This window comes from Brachybacterium phenoliresistens (assembly GCF_039530785.1).
GTDB lineage: Bacteria > Actinomycetota > Actinomycetes > Actinomycetales > Dermabacteraceae > Brachybacterium > Brachybacterium phenoliresistens.
Genome location: NZ_BAAAOW010000011.1, coordinates 89,358 through 111,338 on the forward strand (window position 1 = coordinate 89,358; position 21,981 = coordinate 111,338).

General features: G+C 71.7%; 16 protein-coding genes. 11 read left to right on the forward strand and 5 right to left on the reverse strand.

Going from position 1 to position 21,981, the window contains the following annotated elements:
• Positions 1 to 89 precede the first annotated feature (89 nt).
• The 3 genes from ABD234_RS17360 to dhaL (ABD234_RS17370) are packed head-to-tail and all read left to right on the forward strand — an operon-like array spanning position 90 to position 3,291.
• On the forward strand, positions 90 to 842 hold the full coding sequence (locus tag ABD234_RS17360) for an MIP/aquaporin family protein (protein ID WP_344358913.1): 753 nt from the start codon (positions 90 to 92) through the stop codon (positions 840 to 842).
• Positions 839 to 2,548 carry a dihydroxyacetone kinase subunit DhaL gene (gene dhaL, locus ABD234_RS17365; RefSeq protein ID WP_344358916.1) on the forward strand — a complete coding sequence of 570 codons (1,710 nt, stop codon included), beginning with the start codon at positions 839 to 841 and terminating at the stop codon, positions 2,546 to 2,548. The genes ABD234_RS17360 and dhaL (ABD234_RS17365) overlap by 4 nt, the downstream gene beginning before the upstream one ends.
• An 11-nt stretch (positions 2,549 to 2,559) precedes the next feature.
• Positions 2,560 to 3,291 carry a dihydroxyacetone kinase subunit DhaL gene (gene dhaL / locus ABD234_RS17370; RefSeq protein ID WP_344358918.1) on the forward strand — a complete coding sequence of 244 codons (732 nt, stop codon included), beginning with the start codon at positions 2,560 to 2,562 and terminating at the stop codon, positions 3,289 to 3,291.
• 150 nt (positions 3,292 to 3,441) lie between these two features.
• Here the strand turns inward: dhaL (ABD234_RS17370) and ABD234_RS17375 are convergent, their stop codons facing one another.
• From ABD234_RS17375 to ABD234_RS17390, 4 genes are all read right to left on the reverse strand, one after another.
• On the reverse strand, positions 3,442 to 5,004 hold the full coding sequence (locus ABD234_RS17375) for a DUF4832 domain-containing protein (RefSeq protein ID WP_344358921.1): 1,563 nt from the start codon (positions 5,002 to 5,004) through the stop codon (positions 3,442 to 3,444).
• A gap of 76 nt (positions 5,005 to 5,080) precedes the next feature.
• Entirely contained in the window at positions 5,081 to 6,727 is a 1,647-nt protein-coding gene (locus ABD234_RS17380; protein WP_344358923.1) for an extracellular solute-binding protein, read from the reverse strand.
• A 125-nt stretch (positions 6,728 to 6,852) separates the two neighbouring features.
• Positions 6,853 to 7,737 (reverse strand): carbohydrate ABC transporter permease, encoded by an 885-nt coding sequence (locus tag ABD234_RS17385; protein ID WP_344358925.1) that lies wholly within the window; start codon positions 7,735 to 7,737, stop codon positions 6,853 to 6,855.
• On the reverse strand, positions 7,734 to 8,729 hold the full coding sequence (locus ABD234_RS17390) for an ABC transporter permease (protein ID WP_344358928.1): 996 nt from the start codon (positions 8,727 to 8,729) through the stop codon (positions 7,734 to 7,736). The genes ABD234_RS17385 and ABD234_RS17390 overlap by 4 nt, the downstream gene beginning before the upstream one ends.
• A gap of 148 nt (positions 8,730 to 8,877) precedes the next feature.
• On the opposite strand from ABD234_RS17390, the gene ABD234_RS17395 reads away from it, so the two are divergent.
• From ABD234_RS17395 to ABD234_RS17410, 4 genes are all read left to right on the forward strand, one after another.
• Positions 8,878 to 9,966 carry a LacI family DNA-binding transcriptional regulator gene (locus ABD234_RS17395; RefSeq protein WP_344358931.1) on the forward strand — a complete coding sequence of 363 codons (1,089 nt, stop codon included), beginning with the start codon at positions 8,878 to 8,880 and terminating at the stop codon, positions 9,964 to 9,966.
• 127 nt (positions 9,967 to 10,093) lie between these two features.
• A complete protein-coding gene (locus ABD234_RS17400) occupies positions 10,094 to 11,110 on the forward strand; it encodes a hydroxyacid dehydrogenase (protein ID WP_344358933.1) in 1,017 nt (338 codons plus the stop codon).
• Positions 11,111 to 11,126: 16 nt separating this feature from the next.
• Positions 11,127 to 13,100: a hypothetical protein gene (locus ABD234_RS17405; protein ID WP_344358936.1), complete on the forward strand. Its 1,974-nt coding sequence runs from the start codon at positions 11,127 to 11,129 to the stop codon at positions 13,098 to 13,100.
• Positions 13,097 to 15,325 carry an FAD-dependent oxidoreductase gene (locus tag ABD234_RS17410; RefSeq protein WP_344358939.1) on the forward strand — a complete coding sequence of 743 codons (2,229 nt, stop codon included), beginning with the start codon at positions 13,097 to 13,099 and terminating at the stop codon, positions 15,323 to 15,325. The genes ABD234_RS17405 and ABD234_RS17410 overlap by 4 nt, the downstream gene beginning before the upstream one ends.
• A 17-nt stretch (positions 15,326 to 15,342) precedes the next feature.
• Here the strand turns inward: ABD234_RS17410 and ABD234_RS17415 are convergent, their stop codons facing one another.
• On the reverse strand, positions 15,343 to 16,551 hold the full coding sequence (locus ABD234_RS17415) for an ROK family transcriptional regulator (protein ID WP_344358943.1): 1,209 nt from the start codon (positions 16,549 to 16,551) through the stop codon (positions 15,343 to 15,345).
• Positions 16,552 to 16,875: 324 nt separating this feature from the next.
• Here ABD234_RS17415 and ABD234_RS17420 point away from each other — a divergent pair, with 324 nt between their 5' ends.
• The 4 genes from ABD234_RS17420 (at position 16,876) to ABD234_RS17435 (ending at position 21,881) form a co-directional block, all read left to right on the forward strand.
• Entirely contained in the window at positions 16,876 to 18,144 is a 1,269-nt protein-coding gene (locus ABD234_RS17420) for an ABC transporter substrate-binding protein (protein ID WP_038370960.1), read from the forward strand.
• Between the two features lie 32 nt (positions 18,145 to 18,176).
• Complete coding sequence (locus ABD234_RS17425) at positions 18,177 to 19,121, forward strand: carbohydrate ABC transporter permease (RefSeq protein WP_344358947.1); 945 nt, start codon at positions 18,177 to 18,179, stop codon at positions 19,119 to 19,121.
• The gene (locus ABD234_RS17430) at positions 19,118 to 19,981 is read left to right on the forward strand and encodes a carbohydrate ABC transporter permease (protein WP_344358950.1); all 864 of its coding nucleotides are present in this window, start codon (positions 19,118 to 19,120) and stop codon (positions 19,979 to 19,981) included. The genes ABD234_RS17425 and ABD234_RS17430 overlap by 4 nt, the downstream gene beginning before the upstream one ends.
• A 124-nt stretch (positions 19,982 to 20,105) precedes the next feature.
• Complete coding sequence (locus ABD234_RS17435; protein ID WP_344358952.1) at positions 20,106 to 21,881, forward strand: glycoside hydrolase family 13 protein; 1,776 nt, start codon at positions 20,106 to 20,108, stop codon at positions 21,879 to 21,881.
• Positions 21,882 to 21,981 lie beyond the last annotated feature (100 nt).

Consider the following 21,981-nt stretch of genomic DNA (forward strand, 5'->3'; position numbering starts at 1 on the left):
AAGGCTTGACACATCCCGAGCCACCCTGCAGGATTCGACACTACCGAAGTTCGTTCGACAATGTCGAATACTGTTCAAGGGAGAACACTATGGACGAGCACTCGCTCGGGCAGCGCCTGGCAGCCGAAGGCCTCGGCACGGCGTTCCTGGTCTTCGTCGGGGTCGGTTCGGTCCCGGCTCTGAGCATGGCCGGGGGCGGCGCCGCCTTCACCGGCGCCGACCTCGGATTCATCTCGCTGGCGTTCGCGGCGATCGTCGTCGCGACGGTGCACGCGTTCGGGTACATCTCCGGCTGCCACATCAACCCCGCCGTGACGATCGCCCTGGCCGCGACCGGGAAGTTCGCCCGGAGGGACGTCCCCGGATACCTCGCCGCGCAGCTCCTCGGAGCGGTCCTCGGGGCCGCCGCGATCGTGGGAGCTCTCGGGCGTGAGGCCTCCGAGCTCGGCCTCGGTGTCGCCGCCTACCGGGACATCCCCTGGTGGCAGGCGGCGACCGCCGAGTTCCTCGGCACCTTCCTCCTCGTGATCACCGTCTTCGGCGTCTTCCACCGCAAGGCCGCGCCCGGCTTCGCCGGCATCGCCATCGGCCTCGTCGTCTTCGCAGCGATCATCCCGGTCGCGCCCGCCACGGGCGCCTCGATCAACCCGGCGCGCACGACAGGACCGATGCTCGTCCAGCAGCTCCTGGGCGGCGAGGTCCACTGGGAGCAGTGGCCGGTGTACGTTCTCGCGGAGCTCCTGGCCGGAGTCGCTGCAGGGTGGACCTTCGCCCTGCTGTCCCGCACTCCCGGCGATCGCGCCCCGGTCACGCCGACCGCCGAGGAGCTCGAGCACGCATGAACGGCCTGCAGCAGGACCTCGACCAGCACCTCACCGGACCGCTCTCCACCGCGTGGATGGCAGAGGTCGACCGCCGCATCGGCGCACAGGCCGCCCGCCTCTGCGACCTGGACGCCGCCATCGGCGACGGCGACCACGGCACGATCATGGCCGCCGGAGCCTCCGCCGCCGCACAGGGCGCCCGATCCGCAGCAGCTCCGGGCGCCGGATCGGTCCTGACCGCCGCCGCGGCCGCCTTCGGCTCCGCCGCGGGAGGAGCCGGCGGGATCCTCTTCTCCACGTTCCTGCGAGGGATGGCCGAGGAGATCGGGGACCGGGAGACCGTCCCCCTGCGCGATCTCGCCGCAGCGATCGCCGCCGGGGTCGCCGCGGTCCGATCCCGCGGCCGCGCAGACCCCGGCGACAAGACCATGGTCGACGCCCTCCTCCCCGCCGCCCAGACGCTGCAGCTCGCCGCGGCCCAGCACCGCCCCACCGGAGAGGCCCTCCGGCTCGCGGCCGCGGCCGCCGCCAGCGGCCGCGACGCGACCATCGGCCTCGTCGCCCGTCGCGGCCGCGCCAGCTACCTCGGCGAGCGCAGCGCACACCACCTCGACCCCGGCGCCGCCTCCGCGACGATCCTCCTGCAGGCCCTCGCCGACACCGCCCAGCCCGCACCGCAGGCGCACTCAGCCCTCACCGCCCCACCCGAGAGAAGGAAGACCATGCCCACCCCCCGACAGCTCATCAACCGCCCCGACGACGTCATCTCCGAGGCCCTCGAGGGCCTCGCCGCCACCTACCCGGGACTCCTCTCCCTGGATGCCGGGTCCTCCCTGATCAGCCGCCGCGCTCCCGCGAAGGACAAGGTCGGCCTGGTCTCGGGCGGCGGCTCCGGCCATGAGCCCCTCCATGCCGGCTTCGTCGGGACGGGCATGCTGGACGTCGCCGTCGCGGGCGCCGTGTTCGCCAGCCCCACCGCGCAGCAGGTCCAGGCCGGGACCGCGCTCGCGGACTCCGGCCGGGGCGTGCTGCAGATCGTGAAGAACTACACCGGCGACGTGCTGAACTTCCAGATCGCCGCCGAGCTCGCCGAGGACGAGGGGATCCAGGTCGACAGCGTCCTCGTGGACGATGACCTCGCCTCCGACAAGCAGGGGGTGGGCCCCGGCCGCCGCGGCACCGCGGCTGTGGTGACCGTGGAGAAGATCTGCGGCGCCCTCGCCGAGCAGGGCGCCGATCTCGCGGCGGTCGCCGCAGCCGGGCGCGAGGTGGTCACCCGCTCGCGCAGCCTCGCGCTCGCCCTCGACGGCTGTACCCATCCGGGCAGCTCGACGCCGGCTTTCACGCTGGGTCCGCAGGAGGTCGAGTTCGGAGTCGGCATCCACGGCGAACGGGGGACGGGCCGCATCCCCTTCGCCCCGGCAGATGAGCTGGCGGACCAGCTCATCGCACCTCTCGTCCAGGACCTCTCCCTGCGGCGCGGCCAGTGCGTCATCGCCATCGTCAACGGGCTCGGCGGTGCCTACCCGCTGGAGCTGTCGATCCTCGCCCGGCGGGTCCACCACCATCTCGACACCCTCGGCGTCACCGTCGCCCGTTCCCTCGTGGGCTCATACGTGACGAGCCTCGACATGCACGGCGCTTCCCTCACCCTCACCGTCGCCGACGACGACCTCGTCGCCGCCTGGGACGCCCCCGTCCGTACCCCCCACCTCACCTGGTGAAAGGACCCATCATGACCACCTCCCTCGACGGCATCGCCGCCCACGCCTGGATCACCGAGTTCCAGGAGGCATTCGACAGGTCCCAGCAACGGCTCGGCGACCTGGACCGCCTCGCCGGAGACGGCGACTTCGGCACCAACATCGCCTCCGCGCTCCGTCGCGTCTCCGAAGCCCTCCCGACAGCCGAGGGCGCGACCTTCCGCAGCGTCTTCACCGCAGTCTCCCGCGGCTTCCTCGCCACCGGTGGGACCAGCGGCCCCCTGTTCGGCATGTGGTTCCGCAGCATCGGTCGAGCCGCCGATGCGGAAGCCACGACCCTGGATCTCGCCGACGGCGTGCACGACGGTCTCGAGCGGATCACCGCGCTCGGTGGCGCGAAGGTCGGCGACAGCACGATGGTCGATGCCCTCGATCCCGCCGCCGCGGCTCTGCACGATGCTGCCTGTTCCGGGCTGTCCGCGGCCGATGCCCTCGCCGCCGCCGCCCGGGCGGCGCGGGAGGGGGCCCGGTCCACGGGCGAGCTCATCGCCCAACGGGGTCGCGCGAGCTACGTGGGCGAGCTGGCTCGCGGCGTCCTCGACCCCGGTGCCGTCACCATCGCCCTGTTCTTCGAGGCGGGAGCACGTTCTGCGGGCAGCACCGAGCCGTGGGGCGACCTCCTCGGGGACGGCGCGCTCCCCGATGCGCCGCGCACCGCAGACGAGGAGGCGGTCGGGATCGGATCAGGCACTCCGGAGCGCTGACCGGGCCGGCCACGGGGCGTCCGTCCCCTGGCCGGGCCCGACCGAGCCGGCGACGGTGGAACGGTCCACCGCCGCCGGCGCCGGGGGCCTCGCCGTCTGCGGGACGCCGCCCCGGAGAGCGTCACCTGCGGGGCAGGACCGGCCCGGGGCTCAGCCCGCCGCGACCGCCCCGAGGATCAGCCAGCCGTCCTCGGTGGTCTCGCCCTGGGCGGCGAGCTCGATCCCGGGCGCGCCGCCGGCGGCGGTGTCGATGATCGCCAGGCCCCAGACCAGGTTCCCGCGGCTGGGCCCGCTCACCTGCACCTCGAGGGAGTGCTCATGGGACTCGCCCTGCAGCCAGGTGGACGGGTCCGCGGACTCGTCCACGAAGGTCTGCACGACGCGATGATCGGCATCGGCGTCCAGCAGGGCGAAGGCCACCTTGTACCGCCCCTCCCACTGCGGGAGGTGGCCGGGGAACATGCCCCAGCCCAGGTTCGCCCAGCGGTGGGTGAGCGTCGCCGTCCGCGACCGGCCGACGGCCCGCGGCACCGTGACCTCCTCGGGGTGGAGGCGGTAGCCGCCGCGGGCGATGAAGTCCTCGACCAGCTCCGGGACGTCGGCGAACCACGACTCCGTCTCGCCGATGCGGAAGTCCATCGTGTTCACGCGGGCCTCGATCGCGTCGTCGTACTCGCCGCGCCGCACGTCCTCGACGGTCTCGTATCCGCGCGGGTCCACGCTGTAGTCGTGGGACTTCGTCACCCATCCGCCCTCGAACATGATCGGCAGCGTCGTGCTCCAGCGCGAGGCGAAGTCCCGTTCCCACTGCCCGTAGTACGTGGTCATGCCGAAGGCATCATGACGCAGCATGTACCCCTGATCGATCGCGTGCTCGAGCAGGCCGGCGCTCTCCGGATCGGGATCGCCCCAGTCCTTCGGGCCGCCGATCATGCGGTGGTAGTTGATCGCCAGCGGCACCTTCGTGAAGGCCTGCGAGTACAGCTCGACGCTCCAGCGGAACACGCTCTCGCGATGGGCAGGATCGAGGTACCGCATCGAATGCCCCTCACCCCACTTTCCCAGACCGTACCCGTCGACGAAGTCGACCTCGGACGGGTCGTCGAAGCGTTCGCCGAGCGCACGGACGAAGGCCGCGTACTTCTCCTGGAAGATCGGATCGTCGGGGTACGGGGACCAGACGGTGCGCGAGCCAGTCTGCGTCTCGTACCCCTGGGCGCCGGCCTCCCGGACGTAGGCCGGGGTGAAGTCGCTCGCCTTGTCGCGGCTGTCCACGACGACCCGGAAGGCCAGGCGCATGTTCCGATCGCGCGCGCCCTCGATCATGGTGCGCAGCCCGTCGTGGACGTCCCAGCCGTAGACGCCCTCCTCGGGGTTCAGCACCGTCCAGGACAGGCGGAAGTAGAGCGTGTGCGCATAGTCGGCCACGCGCACGGTCTCGTCGCGGCCGGCCACGACGAGGTGGTCGTAGTTGTCCCAGTAGTCCGCCGCCGGGCTGCCGGTGCCGTAGAGGACCCAGCCGGTGAGCGGATTGCGGAGGACGGTGGTGGTATCGGCGGCGGGACGGATGCACCGGAAGGGGCCGGGGGCGGGCTTCGCCCTCACGGCATCGGCCGATGCGGGCGCGGCGGCCGCCACGGTGCTCAGGCCGGCTGTCGCGGCGGCGGCGGCGCTCAGCACGGTGCGCCGGCCGATGGATCGGGGGTTCGTCATGGTCGTCTCCTCGTCGAGAGCGGTGGTGCGGTACGGGATCAGGGGTGGGCAGGGGGCTGGCCGTACGGCCGGGCCGTCAGTCCAGCTGTGCGGTGTACTCCTCTCGGATCGCATCGCCGACGGCGGAGCGCCAGGAGTCGATCGCGGCGGTGACTGCGTCCAGCGAGTCGCGGCCGAGGATGTACTCGTCCATCGCCACCAGCACCGCGCCGCTGGCAGAGCTCGACTTCGACTCCGTCGGGGAATCCAGCCCGGCCACCGGGCTCTTGAGGAGCATCGGCTCGGCGGCGGTCTGGAAGGCGTGGTCCCTGGTGAGGCGGTCCTCCATCGGGACTGCGGTGGAGAGGACCTGAGGACCGGCGGCGAGGTAGTTCAGGGCGCTCGGCCCGATCTGGGCCTCTCCGGCGTCGGTCCGCGTCAGGGTTCCGTCCGCGGCACGGGTGTGGTGCTCGCCCTCGATGCCGTACTGCAGGAAGTAGGCCTCTTCGCTGCCGAAGGGCGCCGCGAGGTAGTTCAGGATCTTGAGCTGCCCGACGAGGCGGGCCTCGTCGGCCTTCTTCATCGCTGTGAAGCCGAAGGTCGAGCTCCCCTGGTAGAGGATCCCGGGCCCTCCGTCCGCGGCGAACGGCACGATCGCGCCGTAGGTGGTCTCCGGGGAGGTGGTGTCCAGCAGCGCGGAGATCCCGTCCTGGTGCAGCAGGGAGGTGCCCGAGGCGAGATCCGCCTTGGCCTGGGAGTTGGTGATGCTCGGGGTGTCGGGGTGGTAGACGCCCGCGTCCCAGAGGGACTTCACGTAGTCGAGCATCGGCAGCCAGCCCTCGGACTCGAACCTGTGGACCAGCTTGCCGTCCACCAGACCCCATCCGTTGGGCACCCCGTGCATCGCGCCCATGAAGTCGTACCCCCACGAGATGCTGTCGCCGCCGCTCTGGCCGGTGATCGCGTAACGGCCGGCCTTGGGATCGGTCACGGCCTTCAGCATCTCGGTGAACTCGTCCCGCGAGGTGGGCGCCGGCTCCTCGCCGGTGATCTCGGCGAAGAGGTCCGGGCGCGCGATGAGAGGGGAGCCGAACGGCGGCCGATGGATCGGCACTCCGTAGATGCGCCCGTTGAACCGGCAGCTCTCCCACGAGGCCGCGGGGATGTTGGCGAGGTTGGGGTAGTCGGCGATGGCGTCGCCGCTGACGAGATCCGAGAGATCGGCGAACTGCGCCTCGAGCAGCTGGGTGTTGTTCGGCGGCAGGCCGAAGGAGAGGAACTCCACCAGGTCGGGGATGTCGCCCCCGGCGACCATCGTCGCGAACTTCTGGCTGAACGAGTCCGCGGGGGTGATCTGGACCTTCAGGTCCGTGCCGAGCCGCGTCCTCGCCTCCTCGAGGAAGGAGTTGTCCTCCGGTGCCGGCGGCGCATAGGAGAGGACGAAGGCGGAGACCGGATCGCTCATCGACGGCGCCTGAGCATCCTTGACGGAGCGGAACAGATCATCCGGCTGCGGCGCGGTGAAGAATGCCGGCTGCACGGAGCCGTTGCCGGGGAGGTCCGGCTCGGGTCCTTCGGTGATCGGGGCGTAGGTCGGGAGGTCGGCGACCTCGGTCGAGATCTCGGCGGACGGACCGGAGCCGCCGCAGCCGGACAGGGCGGTCAGTCCGCCGATCCCGGCGAGGCCGAGCCCGGCGCCGGCGAGGAGCCGGCGACGGCCGAAGGACGGGGTGCTGCGAGACATGGGGACTCCTCAGGGTGATGGGTGGGATCGGGCGCGCTGGAGCACGCCCGGGAGCGGACGCTCGGGACGGAGAGGGAACGGGTCGGGCAGCGGTCGCGGTCCGCGCGGACGACGGCGTGCTGCGCTCAGCCCTTCACGGCGCCGGTCAGGACGCCCTTGGTGAGGTGCCGCTGGACGAGGGGGTACGCCAGCAGGATCGGGATGATCGCGATCATGACGACGGCCATCTGCAGGGACTGGGGCGGTGCGGCGACGGCGTCCGTGCTGGCTCCTGCGAGCGGGGATCCCTGCAGGACGTAGGTCCTCAGCACGAGCTGGAGCGTCCACTTGGACGTGTCGTCGAGGTACAGCAGCGCGTTGAAGAAGGAGTTCCAGTAGCCGACCGCATAGAACAGGGCGACGACCGCGATCACGGCTCGGGACAGCGGCAGGATGATCTGCCGCAGGATCCGCAGCTCGCCCGCGCCGTCGATCTTGGCGGAGTCGACGAGCTCCTGCGGGATGCCCATCATGAACCCCCGCACCACGACCATGTTGAAGACGCTGAACGCACCGGGGAGGATCAGCGCCCACAGGCTGTCGAGCAGCCCCAGCTGCTTGACCATGAGGTACAGCGGGATCATGCCCGGAGAGAACAGGAACGTCAGCAGCACGAACATGAGGACGGGCCGCTGGAAGAAGGTGCGGCGGCTGAGAGCCCACGCCGCCAGCACCGTGCAGATCACGCTGAGGGCGGTGCCGACGACGGTGACCAGGGTCGTGATGACGATCGACCGCGTGACGATGCCTCCGGCGAGGATCTGCCGGTAGGCGTCCAGGCTCACCGATCGCGGCCACACGACGTAGCCGCCTGCGGCGGTGATGTCCTCGGTGCTGGAGAGGCTCGTCGAGACGACCACCAGGAACGGGAAGAGGATCACGATCATGATCAGGACGATGGTGAAGGCCTTGAGGGCCAGGACCACGGGCTGGGGCTTTCCTGCCCAGACGGGGCGCGAGATGGTGCTCATGCTTTCGAATACACTCCCTGCTCGCCGAGCATATGGGCGACCTTGTTGGCCGCGAGGATGAGGATCAGGCCCACCACGCCCTTGATCAGGCCGGCGGCGATGCCGATCGACCAGTTGCCGTCGACCACTCCGTGGTAGTAGACGAACGTGTCCAGCACTTCCGCAGCACCGGGGCCCACGGCGTTGCGCTGCAGGATGATCTGCTCGAAGCCGACGCTCAGGGCGTCGCCCAGCCGGAGGATCAGCAGCAGCACGATGATCGGTCGGATCCCCGGCAGCGTGACGTGCCAGAACCTCCCCCAGGCACCGGCTCCGTCGATCGCGGCGGCCTCGTAGAGCGAGTCGTCGATCGCGGCGAGCGCGGCGAGGAAGATGATCGTCGCCCACCCCGCGTCCTTCCAGACGGTCTGGCCGACCAGCAGGAGCTTGAAGGTCCCGGGGTCGGACATCACGTGGATCGTCGCCAGGTCGAGCTCGCGCAGGGTCCGGTTGAGCACTCCCCCGGCGCCCAGGGTCTGCTGGAAGAAGCCGACCACGATCACCCAGGACAGGAAGTGGGGCATGTAGAGGACCGACTGGACGATGGACCGCAGCCAGGGCCAGGCCAACGAGTGGATCAGAAGGGCCAGCGCGATCGGCACCGGGAAGAAGAGGAGCAGCTGGATCGCCGTGATCTGCAGGGTGTTGGAGACCGCGGTCCAGAACGCCGGATCGGCGAACAGGAGGGTGAAGTTCTCCAGACCGACCCACGGGCTCTGCAGGATCGGGACGAACGGCAGGTAGTCCATGAAGGCGATGACGTTCCCCAGCAGCGGGACGTAGACGAACAGCAGCAGGAGCACCACCGCGGGGGCGACCATGATCGCCAGCGGGTAGTCGCGGCGCAGCTTCGCGCCGAAGCGCACGCGGCGGCGCGGGGCGTCCGGCGCGACGGGCGAGCGCAGGGACGTCGCCGCAGGCTGTCGCGGCTTCACGGGTGTCGAGACGTTCACGGCGGCTCCCTTGCTCACAGGTGGACGGGGCGGGGTCGCCGGGACGCTTCGTCGCGCCGACCCCATGGCTGTGAAGTCTCGACAGCGGCGCCGATCACCGTCAAGGTACGATGATCACTCGAACATAAATCGATCATCAGGAGCGGGCATGGATCTCCACGACCGGCAGCAGCGGATCCTTGCCGAGCTGCGCATGCACGGCACCGTCTCGGTCGCCGACTTCGCCCAGCGCATCGGCGTCTCGCCGATGACCGTGCGACGGGACCTCCGCGAGCTCGCCGACGCCGGGCGGGTACGGCGCATCCACGGCGGGGCCGAGGCGGTGGAGGCCGAGGCCTTCGGCGGAGTGCGCCACCGCCCGGCGCCTCGCGCGGGAGGGGACGCCTCCGGAGCGGACGCGCCGCTGTTCACCCTCGGCCTCATCACGCCCGATCCGAGCTACTACTTCCCGCAGATCGTCGACGGGGCCGTGGAGCGCACCCGCGCGCTCGGCGGACGCGTGGTCCTGGGCGTCAGCCTCTACGAGGCCGAGCGGGAGCGCGCCCAGATCGCCCGGATGCTCTCGGGCGGGGTGGACGCCCTGCTGGTGACCACCACCGTGGCCGACTCCTTCGACAGGTTCGCCCAGCTCAGCGAGGCCCCGGTGCCCGTCGTGATGGTCGAGAGGTCGGTCGAGCACGCCCCGGTGGGAGACGAGCTGGAGTCGGTGCGGACCGACCACAGCGCGGGCGCCGTGATCGGGATCCGCCACCTCGCGGAGCTGGGCCACGAGCGGATCGGCATGTACTTCGTCGAGACCCCCTCGGCGCCATTCCTGCGGGCCGGCGTCCGCAGAGCGCTGGAACGCCTCGACCTCCCGCCCGTCTCGCCGGTCGCGGAGGTCCCCGAGGGCGACAGCGGCGATCTCGCCCGCAGCTTCCTGCGCAGCGCCCTGGACGCCGGGGTGACGGCCGTGCTCGCCCACTCCGACCACTACGCCGTCGAGCTGACGGGGATCGCCCTGGAGATGGGGCTCGACGTTCCCGGTGACCTGTCGATCCTCACCTTCGACGACTCCTTCGCGGCACTCGCCGCGGTGCCGCTGACGGCCGTGACCCCGCCGGGGCGGGACATCGGCCGCCTCGCGGCGGCGATGGCCTTCGAGCGCCTGGCGAGCACGGACACGGTCAGCGCAGCGCGGCACGTCACCCTGCGCCCCTGCCTCACCGTCCGCGAGTCCACGGGGCCCCGGCGCTGAATCTCCAGGCCATGGAGCGGGCGAAGGGCCGATGTTCTCTTTCTGTTCGATCGAACGGATTGCGTTGACATCACTCCTGGGGCCGGGCTGGGATGGCACAGCCGATCCCACCCACCAGGAGGCCCCCGTGACCCGTGCCCGGACCCGCATCGGATTCCTGATGCCCGACGCGACCTTCCGCCGAGTCTTCGGGCAGTGGGACCTGCGCCGCCTGGAGACCCATCCGGATCTCGAGCTCCTCGCCGATCGACCGCTGGACCTCGGGCAGCCCGAGGACCGCAGCGTGCTGGCCCGGGCGGAGCTCCTGATCACCGGGTGGGGCACGCAGCGGATCGCGACCGAGACCCTCGGGAAGCTCCCCGAGCTGCGCGCGATCGCGCATTCCGCCGGCACGCTGCGCCCGATCGTGGATCCCGCGGTGTACGCACGGGGAATCGTCGTGAGCTCGGCGGCCGGCGCCAACGCGATCCCGGTCGCGGAGTTCACCATGGCCCTGATCGTGCTCGGGGCCAAGCACGCCTTCTGGGCCGCGGATCGGATCCGCTCCGGCGCGGACGACGCGGACGTCGAGGCCGCCTGGCCCTCGGTGGGAGCCCGTGCCCGGACCGTCGGCGTCATCGGAGCCTCGACCATCGGGCGCCTGGTCCTCGCGCGGCTGCGGGACATGGACCTCGAGGTGCTCCTGGCCGACCCCACGCTCGATCCGAGCCGGGCCGCGGAGCTCGGCGCGCGGCTGGTCCCCCTGGAGGAGCTCGCCGGGATCAGCGACATCATCACCGTGCACGCCCCATCGCTGCCCTCGACCCGCGGCATGATCGACCGCCGCCTCATCGCACGGATGCGGCCGGGGACCGTGCTCATCAACACCGCGCGCGGCGACCTGGTCGATCAGGAGGCCCTCGCCGACCGGCTCGAGCAGGGAGACCTCGTGGCCCTGCTCGATGTCGCCGATGAGGAGCCGCTCCCCCGGGGCGCCCGGCTGCGGCGCTGCCCCAACACCTTCCTCACCCCGCACATCGCCGGTTCCCTCGGCACCGAGGTGGGCCGGCTGTCCGCGCATGCCGTGGACGAGGCGATCGCCTTCGCGACCACCGGAGCCTTCCACGATTCCATCAGCGCCCGCGCCTTCGCGCTGCGCGCCTGACCCGATCGGAGCAGAGATGTCGAACTCCCCGACGTCCTTCCGCGCGCTGCTGACGCCCCGCGCACGCACCGCGCTGCGACCGCGCGCCTGGCAGGCCGCCCCGCCCGTCGAGGACCGCGGCGCCTGGAGCGGCCTGGACCGCGCCGACACCGCCGAGGTGCTGCGCGCCGCCCGCTCCTGGGCGGAGCGTGCCGCCGAGACCCCACCCCGGCTGACCCTGTGGCACCACTACGCCGCCACCGGCGAGCGACAGCCCTACGAGCATGCCCAGCGCGGACTGCTCGGCGCCGCCGGCGCCGCCGCCCTGGCCCTCATGGTCACGGACGACGAGGACGCGCTGGACGATCTGGCCGATGCGATCTGGCGCCTGTGCGAGCTGACCGCCTGGTGCCTCCCCTCGCACTACGCCCTGCCCGAGACCGGGGAGCGCCCGCCCCTGCCGATCCCCGGCCGCGACATCCTGGACCTCTCGGACGGCTACGTCGGCGGGATGCTCGCGGCGATCGACAGCATCGCCGGCACCCGGCTCGAGACGCGCTTCCCCGGGCTGAGAGCGCGCGTCCACGACGAGATCCGTCGGCGGGTCCTGGATCCGTGGCGGCGGGAGACGTACTTCTGGCACGGCCGCGAGGAGACGCCGAACAACTGGGCGCCGTGGATCGTCTCGAACGTCCTGGTGTGCGCGGCGGTCGTGGAGACGGATGCCGCCGTGCTCGCCGCCGATGTCGAGCAGGCCCTGCACATCCTGGACCGCTTCCGCGCCGGCTACGCGCCGGACGGCTCCTGCGACGAGGGGGCCACGTACTGGTGGTGGGCGGGGGCCACCCTGTTCGAGGCGCTCGAGGTGCTGCACGAGATCAGCGGCGGGGAGCTGGACGGGTTCGCGGTCGCGCCGGTCCCCGCGATGGCGCGCTTCCCCCTGGCGATGCAGATCGACGCCCGGACGCAGGTGAACTTCTCCGACGGCGCCGCCTCGCTGCCGCCGAACGCCTCCTGGCACCTGCTGGGACGGTTCGGGGTGACCATCGGCGACGAGACCGTCGTGCGCCATGCCCGATGGATGGGACGGCAGCACCCGTTCCATGTGCCCGAGCAGCTGGCTCCGCAGTTCCTCCGCACACTCCGCGAGCTGCGCGACCCGCACTGGGCGGAACAGGGACCCGCGGAGCCGGGCATGCCCGCGTCCTGGTACGCCCCGGGGACCGAGCTCGCCGCGTCCCGGGAGCGCGCCGGCGCCGTCTCCGGCTGGTTCGTGGCGGCGAAGGGCGGGCACAACGACGTCTCCCACAACCACAACGACGTGGGCGGCGTGATCGCCTCCCTCGACGGCGATCCCGTGCTCATCGACGTGGGGGTCGGCGTCTACCGGCGCGAGACCTTCGAACCCGCCACCCGATACGGCATCTGGACGATGCGCAGCGCCTTCCACAGCGTCCCGCTGCCGGCGGGCCCGGGATCCCCGTCCCCGGCCACGGCCGGAGGGGCCGGGAGCCCGGGCGTGGAGCAGGCGCCGGGAGAGGAGTTCGCCGCCCGCGGCACCGCCTTCGTCGACGAGGGCACCACGTCGTCCCTGCGCATGGATCTGGCGCCCGCCTACCCGCCGCAGGCCGGGCTCGCGTCCTGCTGGCGCGAGGTCGCCCTGCTACGTCCCCGATCCGGCGACCCCGACGAGGACCCGGACGGCTCCGGGGTCACGATCCGGGACAGCTGGTGCTTCGCGGAGCCGCGACGCATGACGCTGGTCCTCATGACGCGGGACGCTCCGACGCTCCCCGCCGCGGGCCGGATCCGGATCGGCGCCGCGCTGGCGACCTTCGACCCCGCCCGGTTCGAGGCCCGCATCGAGAGGATCCCGACCGGGGACGAGAAGCTCGAGGACACCTGGGGCCCTCGCGTGCATCGGATCCTGCTGGCCCAGCGCAGCGCCGCAGCGGAGGGCACCTGCGCCATCCGGCTCGCACGTGCTCCCCAGGACGGAGCGCGGTCATGATGCGCACGACGCTCCGCACGGACGTCGCCGTCATCGGCGGCGGGCTGGCAGGGATCTGCGCGGCCGTCGCCGCGGCGCGTCGCGGCAGACAGGTGGTGCTGGTGCAGAACCGGCCGGTCCTGGGCGGGAACTCCTCCAGCGAGGTGCGCGTCTGGGTGTGCGGTGCGACCGCGCACGGCACCCATCTGAACGCGCGGGAGACGGGCATCATGGGCGAGCTGTTCGTGGAGAACCAGTACCGCAACCCCGACGGCAACCCGTACTACTGGGACCTCCTCCTCCTGGAGACCGTGCGCGCCGAGGACGGCATCACCCTGCTCCTGAACACCGACGTCACCGAGGTCGACGCGGACGGGCCCGAGCATCGGCGCACGATCCGCGCGGTCACCGGCTGGACGAGCGGGTCCGAGCGGCGCACCACGATCCACGCCGGGACGTTCATCGACTGCACCGGCGACGGGCTGGTCGGCCACCTCGCGGGGGCGCGCTCCATGTCGGGACGCGAGCCCCGCTCCGCGTTCGACGAGTCGTGGGCCCCGGAGGTGCCCGACGACAACATGCTGGGCAGCACGATCCTCTTCGCCTCCCACGACACGGGCCGGCCGCAGAAGTTCGTCCCGCCCTCGTTCGCCGTGGACATCGGCGCCACCTCGATCCCGGAGCACCGCGTGATCCGCCAGGACATGAGCGGCTGTGCGTTCTGGTGGATCGAATGGGGCGGGGAGCTCGACATCGTCCACGACAACGAGAGGATCCGGGACGAGCTGCAGGCGGTCTGCTACGGCCTGTGGGACCACATCAAGAACTCCGGACGCTACGACGCCGAGACCCTCACCCTCGAGTGGGTGGGCTCCGTGCCCGGGAAGCGGGAGTACCGGCGCTTCGTCGGCGACCATGTCCTCACCCAGCAGGACGTGCTGGGGCAGCGGGACTTCGCGGACCGGGTCGCCTTCGGCGGGTGGTCGATCGACCTGCACCCGGCCGGCGGCGTCTACGCCGCCGAGAGCGGATCGCGGCACTGGCACCCCGAGGGCAGCTACCACATCCCTCTGCGCTGCCTGTACTCCGCGAACGTGGCCAACCTGTGGATGGCCGGGAGGAACATCAGCGCCAGCCATGTCGCCTTCGGCTCGACCCGCGTGATGGCGACGTGCGCCGTCCTGGGCGAGGCGGCCGGGATCGCGGCGGCGCTCGCGCAGGAGCTCGACGCCCCGCCGACGGCGCTGGCGCAGGAGCATCTGCCCGAGCTCCGACGAGCTCTGGTGCGGGCGGATGCCTCGGTCCTGGGCCTCGAGAACGACGACCCGGCCGACCTCGCCCGGTGCGCCGAGGTCCGCGCGTCCTCGACGACCACCCGGCTCGCCTCCTCGCGCAGCACGGGGCGCCGCGAACTGGTCGACGACATCGCCCTGGTCCTCCCCGTGCGGCCTCGCCTGGACGGTCTGGAGATCCTGCTGGACGCGGCCGAGGCCACGCAGCTCCACGTCGCGCTGCACCGCACCCGCCTGCCGCAGAACTACCTTCCCCACGAGGAGATCGAGCGAGCCGTCGTCCCCGTCGCGGAAGGGCGCTCCTGGGTCCGACTGCCCCTCCGGTGGGAGCCCGCCGAGGCCCGGAACGCCGTCGTCGTCCTCCGGGCGAACCCGCTCCTCGGCGTGCACATCGGCGCCGAGGCGGTGCCGGGGGTGCTGGTCCTGGGCCACCGCGACCTGCCGCCCGCGGAGAGGTTCACCGAGCAGTGGCGCGCGTGGAAGCAGACCCTCCACCGTCGCGGGATCTGCTTCCGTCTCGCGGAGCCGACGGCCGCCCTGGCGCCGTCGCAGGCCGTGGGCGGCTTCTCCCGCCCCTACGGCGGGCCTCACCTGTGGGTATCGGCCCCGATGGATGAGGACCCCCGCCCGTGGCTCGAGCTGGGCTGGGCATCGCCGCGGGAGGTCCGCACCGTCGACGTGCTGTTCGACGACGACGTCGACGAGGATCTCATCAACCTCCACCACCACCGCACGGAGGCGGAGATCCCTCCCTCGCTCGTCCGCGACGCCCGGGTCGAGGCCAGGGTCGCGGGAGACTGGGTGGTCCTGGGGCGGGTCCGGGACAACCGCCGTCGACGGTGCTCCATCCGTCTCGGGGCGGCGACGCCGATGGACAGGCTGCGCCTCATCGTCGAGGACACGCACGGCTGCCGCGAGGCACGCGTCGTCGCGCTGCGCGCCTACGAGGATTGAGGTCCGCTCCCTCGGGCTCAGGCCTCCGCCCTGGCGGGCAGGAAGTCCAGCGGCGCCTCGCGGATCCGGCTGAGGGCGAGCTCCACCGCGCCGCGCACGATCACGTCGCGGCCCAGCCCGCTGGCGACGAGCTCGGGGAACGGCGGCTGGAACTGGGCCTCGAGGATGCTGCGGGCGTGGCCGAGCACGGGGCCGATGGCCGCGGCGATGCCCCCGGCGACCACGACCTTCTCCACGTCGAGGATGCTCTCGAGCACCATGGCGATCTGGGCGATGCGCCCGCCGAGCCGCCGCAGGATGTCCTCGGCGAGGGCGTCCCCGTCCCGGGCCGCGGCGAACACGGCCTCGGCGTCGACCTGGTCCAGCGGCAGCCGCCGCAGGGCGGAGGGGGCGTCGCTGCGGCTCAGCTCCGTCTGCGCCCAGCGCCGCGCGAGGGCGCCGACGCCGTCCGCGGAGCCGAGGTCGAGGTCGTCCTCGCGCACGAGGAGGTCGAGGAAGCGCATCTCGCCCGCGCCCCCGCGGCCGCCGCGCAGCAGGCGCCCGTCCACGACGAGGCCGGCGCCGAACCGCTCGCCCGACAGCAGCGTCGCCACGTTCCGGCCGGGGTTCGCCGCCTGCTCGGCGAGCGCGGCGAGGTTGGCGTCGTTCTCGAGGACGACGAAGCCCTCGAGGTGGTCCTGGAAGCCGGAGTTCATCATCGTCCAGAAGATGTTCTGGTCCTCCGGGGAGCGGCCCTCGGCATCGACCGGGGCCGGGATGCCGACCACGGTGATCAGCAGGGAGCTCGCGGCGACGCCGGCGTCGGCGAGGACGCCCCGGATCAGGTCGCGCACGATCACGACGCGCTCGTCGCGGTCCACCTCGGAGGGGTCGACCCGGCGGTGCTGGAAGGCGAGGACCTCCCCGTGGAGGTTCGCGACGGCCGCGGCGAAGCGGTTCTCCCCGGCGTCCACGCCGACCACGGCGCCGACCCCCTCGCGCAGCCGGTAGCGCCGCGCCGGGCGGCCCCGCTGGGAGAGCCCCGCGACGCGGCTGTCCTCGATCTCCTCGAGCCAGCCGGCCGCGACCAGATCGGCGCACACGCCGAGCACCGTGGCCCGCGTCAGACCGCTCGCGGCCATCGCCTCAGCCGCCGTGAAATCGGTGCTGGCCAGCGCGAACCGCAGCAGCAGGCCGGTGTTGATCCGGCGCAGCAGCCGGGGCGACCGCGCCGTGCTCTGAGTCATCCCTTGACGGTACCCGAGACAGCCGCCATACTTCCTGCAGAACTTAAATCTAAGGTCTATATCTTCTCCGTCTGGCACCTCGCGCGCCCCTCGGAGGAGGAGACCGGAACCGCCGGGCGGAGGTTTCCGCTCCGGTGACCAGGACCGCCGCCTTCGGCCTAGGCTGGCGCTCCCGGTCGGCGCTGATCGGCAGCCCGCCCTCGACCGGGGCGGCCGCCCCGGCTCCGGCCACGACCGACCCGCCGGGCACCGCCCGGCCCGACCGATTCGGCCGCACGGCCGGTCCATCCAGGCTCCCGAGCCCACCACCCGAAGGAGACGACGGTGTCACCCTCTCCCCTCTCCCGACTGCAGACGAGCCGGCGCGGCCTGCTCGCCGCAGGCGGGGCACTCGCTGCGACCGGGCTCGCCGGCTGCGGCGCCTCCGGTCGCAAGGACGTGACGTTCTACCAGTCCAAGCGAGAGATCTTCGACCACATCAAGATGCTGCTGGCGGAGCTCGACGCCGCCCAGCCGCAGTACCGGTACGTCCATGACGTCGCATCCAACCTCTCGGCCGGCTTCGCCCGGCGGAACCCGCCGGACGTCGCCCTGCAGAACTACAACCTCGAGATGTCGCGCTTCCGCGAGCGCGGCGGCCTCTCGGACCTCTCCGACATGGAGGAGGCCTCCCGGATCCGCGACGACATCAAGGACCTCGCGGACTGGTACCCGCCCTACCCCGGCCGCACCAGCGTGCTGCCGTGGTCGGTGGCGGGAGCGGCCGTCATCTACAACCGGGCCATCTTCGATGAGCACGGGCTGAGCGTCCCGACCACGTGGAGCGAGTTCACCGCTCTCTGCACGGAGCTGCAGGACGCCGGCGTCACCCCGATCTACGGCACCTTCGCCGACGCGTGGACGCTGAACCAGGGCATGTTCGACTACACCCTCGGCGGGATGATCGACGTCCGCACCTTCTACGAGCAGGTCACGGAGATCGGCGAGGAGGTGGGCCCGAACGCGGAGCACTCGTTCTCGAAGGACTGGCAGGAGCCCATCGCCCGCATGCTCGAGCTGCTCCCCTTCCACCAGGACGACGCCCCGGCCCGCACCTACAACGAGGGCAACACCGCGATGGCCAACGGCGAGGCGGCCATGCTGCTGCAGGGCCCCTGGGCGCTGCCGGAGATCGCCAAGGCGGAGACCGGCGCCGAGATGGGGATGTTCCCGCTCCCGGTCACCGAGGATCCCGCGGATCTCAAGATCCGCGTGAACATCGACCTCGCCCTGTGGATCCCCGAGGCCGCCGACCAGCCCGAGGGCGCCCGTGAGCTGGTGAAGTTCTTCATGCAGCCGGAGGTCCAGGACACCTACAACGTGGACTTCCTGTACCTGGGCACCACCAAGGACGCCCCGCCGGCCACCGATCCGCGGATCGTGGAGATGCAGTCCTACTACGACGAGGCCCGCTACTACATGGGCGCCTCCCAGTTCATCCCCAACACGATCCCGTGGGCGAACTACCTCCAGGCGATCGTCTTCGGAGAGAAGCCCGAGACCATGCTGGCCCGCCTCGACAGCGACTGGGCCAGCCTCGCCTACCGCGCCTGAGCGCCCCACCCCGCACCGGACAAGGAACACCCATGTCAGAGACGACATCGACGCCTCCGCGCGCGAGCACGCCTCGGCGCAGCTCCGCGCCTCCGCCCAAGGAGTCCCCCAACTCCCCCAAGATCGACCCGATCTACTACTTCTTCCTGTTCCCCGCCCTCCTGGCGTTCACCCTCGCGATCACCGTCCCGGCCATCGTGGGCTTCGGGTACTCGTTCACGAACTCGATCGGCTTCGGGGACTGGGAGTTCACCGGGATCCGCAACTACATCGCCGTCTTCCGCGACGAGGGCATCGTCGGGGCCTACCTGTTCACCCTCGGCTTCGCCCTGGTGACGGTGATCATCACCAACGCCATCGCGTTCTTCCTGGCCCTCGGGCTCACGGCGCGGATCCGCTTCCAGCGCACGCTGCGCACCGTGTTCGTCCTGCCGATGGTGATCTCCGGCATCATCATCGCCTACGTGTTCAAGTTCCTGTTCTCGAACACCGTGCCGGCGATCGCCCAGACCCTCGGCATCGATGCGCTGTCGCAGTCGATCCTCGCCAACGAGAACCTGGCCTGGATCGCCCTGGTGATCGTCCACGCCTGGTCGACCATCCCGCCCGCGCTGCTCATCTACATCGCAGGCCTCGTCACCGTCCCCGAGGAGGTCTACGAGGCCGCCTCGATCGACGGCGCCTCCCCGGCGAGCAAGCTCTGGCACATCACCCTGCCCCTGGTCTCCGGGTACGTCGTCATCAACACGATCCTCGGCTTCAAGGGCTACCTCAACGCCTACGACATCGTCGTCGGCCTGACCGACGGCGGCCCCGGCGTCGCCACCCGCACGGTCGCCATGTCGATCATCCGCGGGTTCGAGGGCGGCGACTTCGGATACCAGATGGCCAACGCCGCCGTCTTCTTCGTCATCAGCATCATCATCGCGATCTTCCAACTGCGCCTCACCCGCGGGAAAGCGAGCTTCGGATCATGAGCACCGCCTCCACCTCCACGGCGCCGCGCCGGATGCGGGCCAAGGTCCGCTACAACGTCCCGGCCACGATCATCCTCCTGGTCTGCGCCATCACCATCGCGATCCCGCTGTTCGTCACGATCAACATGTCGCTCAAGACGACGGCCCAGGCCGTCGACGGCCGGGCGTTCACCCTGCCGGCGCCGCTCTCCGGGGACGCCTTCGCCGAGGCCTGGAGCCTCACCGACCTCCCGCGCGCCCTCTCGGTCAGCATCTTCATCACCGCCATCGCGGTGGTCGGCGAGATCGTCATCTCCTCGCTCGCGGCCTATGCGATCGTCCGCAACTGGCACCGACGCCTGTTCCGCTGGTCCTTCTTCTACCTGCTCGCCGCGATGTTCATCCCGTTCCCCGTGGTGGCGCTGCCGCAGGTGCAGATGACCGGCATGCTGGGGCTCGACAATCCCGTCGGGGTCGCCGCCCTTCACATCGTGTTCGCCCTCGCGTTCAACACGATGCTCTTCACCGCGTTCCTCCGGTCCATCCCGATCTCGCTGGAGGAGTCCATGCGCATCGACGGCGCATCGACCTGGCAGGTGTTCTGGCGGCTGATCTTCCCGCTGCTCGGGCCGATGTCCGCGACCGTCGGCATCTTCGCCTTCCTGCAGTCGTGGAACGACTTCATGATGCCCAGCCTGATCATCTCCGATCCCCGCCTGCAGACGGTCCCGGTGCTCCAGTCGATGTTCCAGGACCAGTTCAGCAACAACTACAACGTGTCCTTCGCCAGCTACCTGATGGCGATGGCGCCGGCCATCGTGGCCTACCTCCTGGCCCAGAAGTGGGTCATCTCCGGCCTCACCCAGGGCGCTGTGAAGTGACCCTCCGGCAGGGCCGGGCCCGCATCGGCCCGGCCCTGCCGTCCCCGGTCCCGGCCGCCCCGCCCCGGCGCGGCGCCCTCCCCCGAAGCCCCGAACCGCCCGCCCCGTATCGAGGAGTCCTCGCTTGAGCACGCCCACGCCGTCGTCGCCCGCCCCCGCCGAGACCACCGCCGTCACCGCGCCCGGCAGCACCGCCGCCACCGGCCCGGCCGCCGCGGGCTCGGATGCCGTCGAGCTCACCGCCGATCCCACCTGGTGGCGCCAGGCCGTGGTCTACCAGATCTACCCGCGATCCTTCGCCGACGGCAGCGGCGACGGGATCGGCGACCTGCGCGGGATCATCTCCCGCATCCCCTACCTGCGCCGGCTCGGCGTGGACGCCGTGTGGCTGAGCCCCTTCTACCCCTCGGCCCTGGCCGACGGCGGGTACGACGTGGACGACTACCGCGACGTGGACCCGCGCATCGGCACGCTCGAGGAGTTCGACGAGATGTCCCGGGCGCTGCACGAGGCCGGGATCCGCCTGATCGTGGACATCGTGCCCAACCATTCCTCGAACCGGCACGCCTGGTTCCGCGAGGCCCTGGCCGCCGGTCCCGGCTCCCCCGAGCGGGAGCGCTACATCTTCCGCGACGGGCTCGGCGAGCACGGCGAGCTGCCCCCGGCGGACTGGACCAGCGCCTTCGGCGGCCCCGCCTGGACGCAGGTCGAGGACGGCCAGTGGTACCTGCACACCTTCGCCCGCGAGCAGCCCGACTTCAACTGGGACCACCCCGAGGTGCGCGAGGACTTCCTGACCACGCTGCGCTTCTGGTCCGACCGCGGGGTCGACGGCTTCCGCGTCGACGTCGCCCAGTGCCTGGCCAAGCACCTGGCCGAGGATCTGCCCAGCTCCGCGGAGCTCGCCGAGATGCCCCAGGACGGCACCCACCCGCTGGTGGACCGCGACGAGGTCCACGAGATCTACGCCGAGTGGCGCCGGGTCTTCGAGGAGTACACGCCGCCGCGCACCGCCGTGGCCGAGGCCTGGGTCTCCTCCCCCGAGCGGCGCGCGAAGTACGCCAGCCCCCGCGGGCTGGGCCAGGCGTTCAACTTCGACCTGCTCACCGCGGACTTCGAGGCCGATGCCTTCCGCCGCATCGTCACCGACAACCTGCGCCAGTCCGCCACGACCGGCTCCTCCAGCACCTGGGTGCTCTCCAACCACGACGTGGTCCGCCACGCCACCCGCTACGGCCTGCCCCCGCTGCAGGGGCGCGAGGTCAAGCAGGGGGCGGAATGGATCATCGCCGGCGGCCCCGAGGAGGGCATCGACCGCGAGCTGGGGCTGCGCCGCGCCCGCGCCGCCACCCTGTTCGAGCTGGCGCTTCCCGGCAGCGCCTACCTCTACCAGGGCGAGGAGCTGGGCCTGCACGAGGTCGCCGAGATCCCCGACGAGCAGCGTCAGGACCCCGCGTTCTGGCGCACCACCGCCGAGGACCGCTCCTTCGACGGCCTGGGCCGCGACGGCACCCGGGTGCCGCTGCCGTGGACCCGCGAGGGCTCCTCCTTCGGCTTCGGGACCGACGGCGCGCACCTGCCGCAGCCGGCCTGGTTCGCGGACGTCTCCGTCGAGGCCGAGGACGGCGACCCCGCCTCCACCCTGACGCTGTACCGCGAGGCGCTGCGCCTGCGGCGCACGCTGCAGGGCGCCGAGGAGCTCACCTGGGACGAGGAGCACAGCACCGGCGACGTCCTGGCCCTGGTCCGCCCCGGCGGCTGGACCAGCATCACCAACTTCGGCGACGCCCCCGTCCCCCTGCCCGCGGGCGAGGTGCTGCTCAGCAGCGCCCCGCTCGAGGAGGGACCGGACGGCGCCCCGCTGCTGCCCGGCGCCACCACCGCCTGGCTGCGCCGCTGAGAGATCCTGGAGCCCTCCGCCCCGCCCCCGCGGGCCGATGAGCCCCGTCGCCGGACCCGGCGACCGCCCCGACCGTCCGACCCTCCGCCCCGACCGTCCG

Bases quoted from the DNA above. Each gene is read 5' to 3' on its own strand.
- ABD234_RS17360 (WP_344358913.1), top strand. From the start codon at position 90: ATGGACGAGCACTCGCTCGGGCAGCGCCTGGCAGCCGAAGGCCTCGGC.
- dhaL (WP_344358916.1), top strand. From the start codon at position 839: ATGAACGGCCTGCAGCAGGACCTCGACCAGCACCTCACCGGACCGCTC.
- dhaL (WP_344358918.1), top strand. From the start codon at position 2,560: ATGACCACCTCCCTCGACGGCATCGCCGCCCACGCCTGGATCACCGAG.
- ABD234_RS17375 (WP_344358921.1), bottom strand. From the start codon at position 5,004: ATGACGAACCCCCGATCCATCGGCCGGCGCACCGTGCTGAGCGCCGCC.
- ABD234_RS17380 (WP_344358923.1), bottom strand. From the start codon at position 6,727: ATGTCTCGCAGCACCCCGTCCTTCGGCCGTCGCCGGCTCCTCGCCGGC.
- ABD234_RS17385 (WP_344358925.1), bottom strand. From the start codon at position 7,737: ATGAGCACCATCTCGCGCCCCGTCTGGGCAGGAAAGCCCCAGCCCGTG.
- ABD234_RS17395 (WP_344358931.1), top strand. From the start codon at position 8,878: ATGGATCTCCACGACCGGCAGCAGCGGATCCTTGCCGAGCTGCGCATG.
- ABD234_RS17405 (WP_344358936.1), top strand. From the start codon at position 11,127: ATGTCGAACTCCCCGACGTCCTTCCGCGCGCTGCTGACGCCCCGCGCA.
- ABD234_RS17410 (WP_344358939.1), top strand. From the start codon at position 13,097: ATGATGCGCACGACGCTCCGCACGGACGTCGCCGTCATCGGCGGCGGG.
- ABD234_RS17415 (WP_344358943.1), bottom strand. From the start codon at position 16,551: ATGACTCAGAGCACGGCGCGGTCGCCCCGGCTGCTGCGCCGGATCAAC.
- ABD234_RS17425 (WP_344358947.1), top strand. From the start codon at position 18,177: ATGTCAGAGACGACATCGACGCCTCCGCGCGCGAGCACGCCTCGGCGC.
- ABD234_RS17430 (WP_344358950.1), top strand. From the start codon at position 19,118: ATGAGCACCGCCTCCACCTCCACGGCGCCGCGCCGGATGCGGGCCAAG.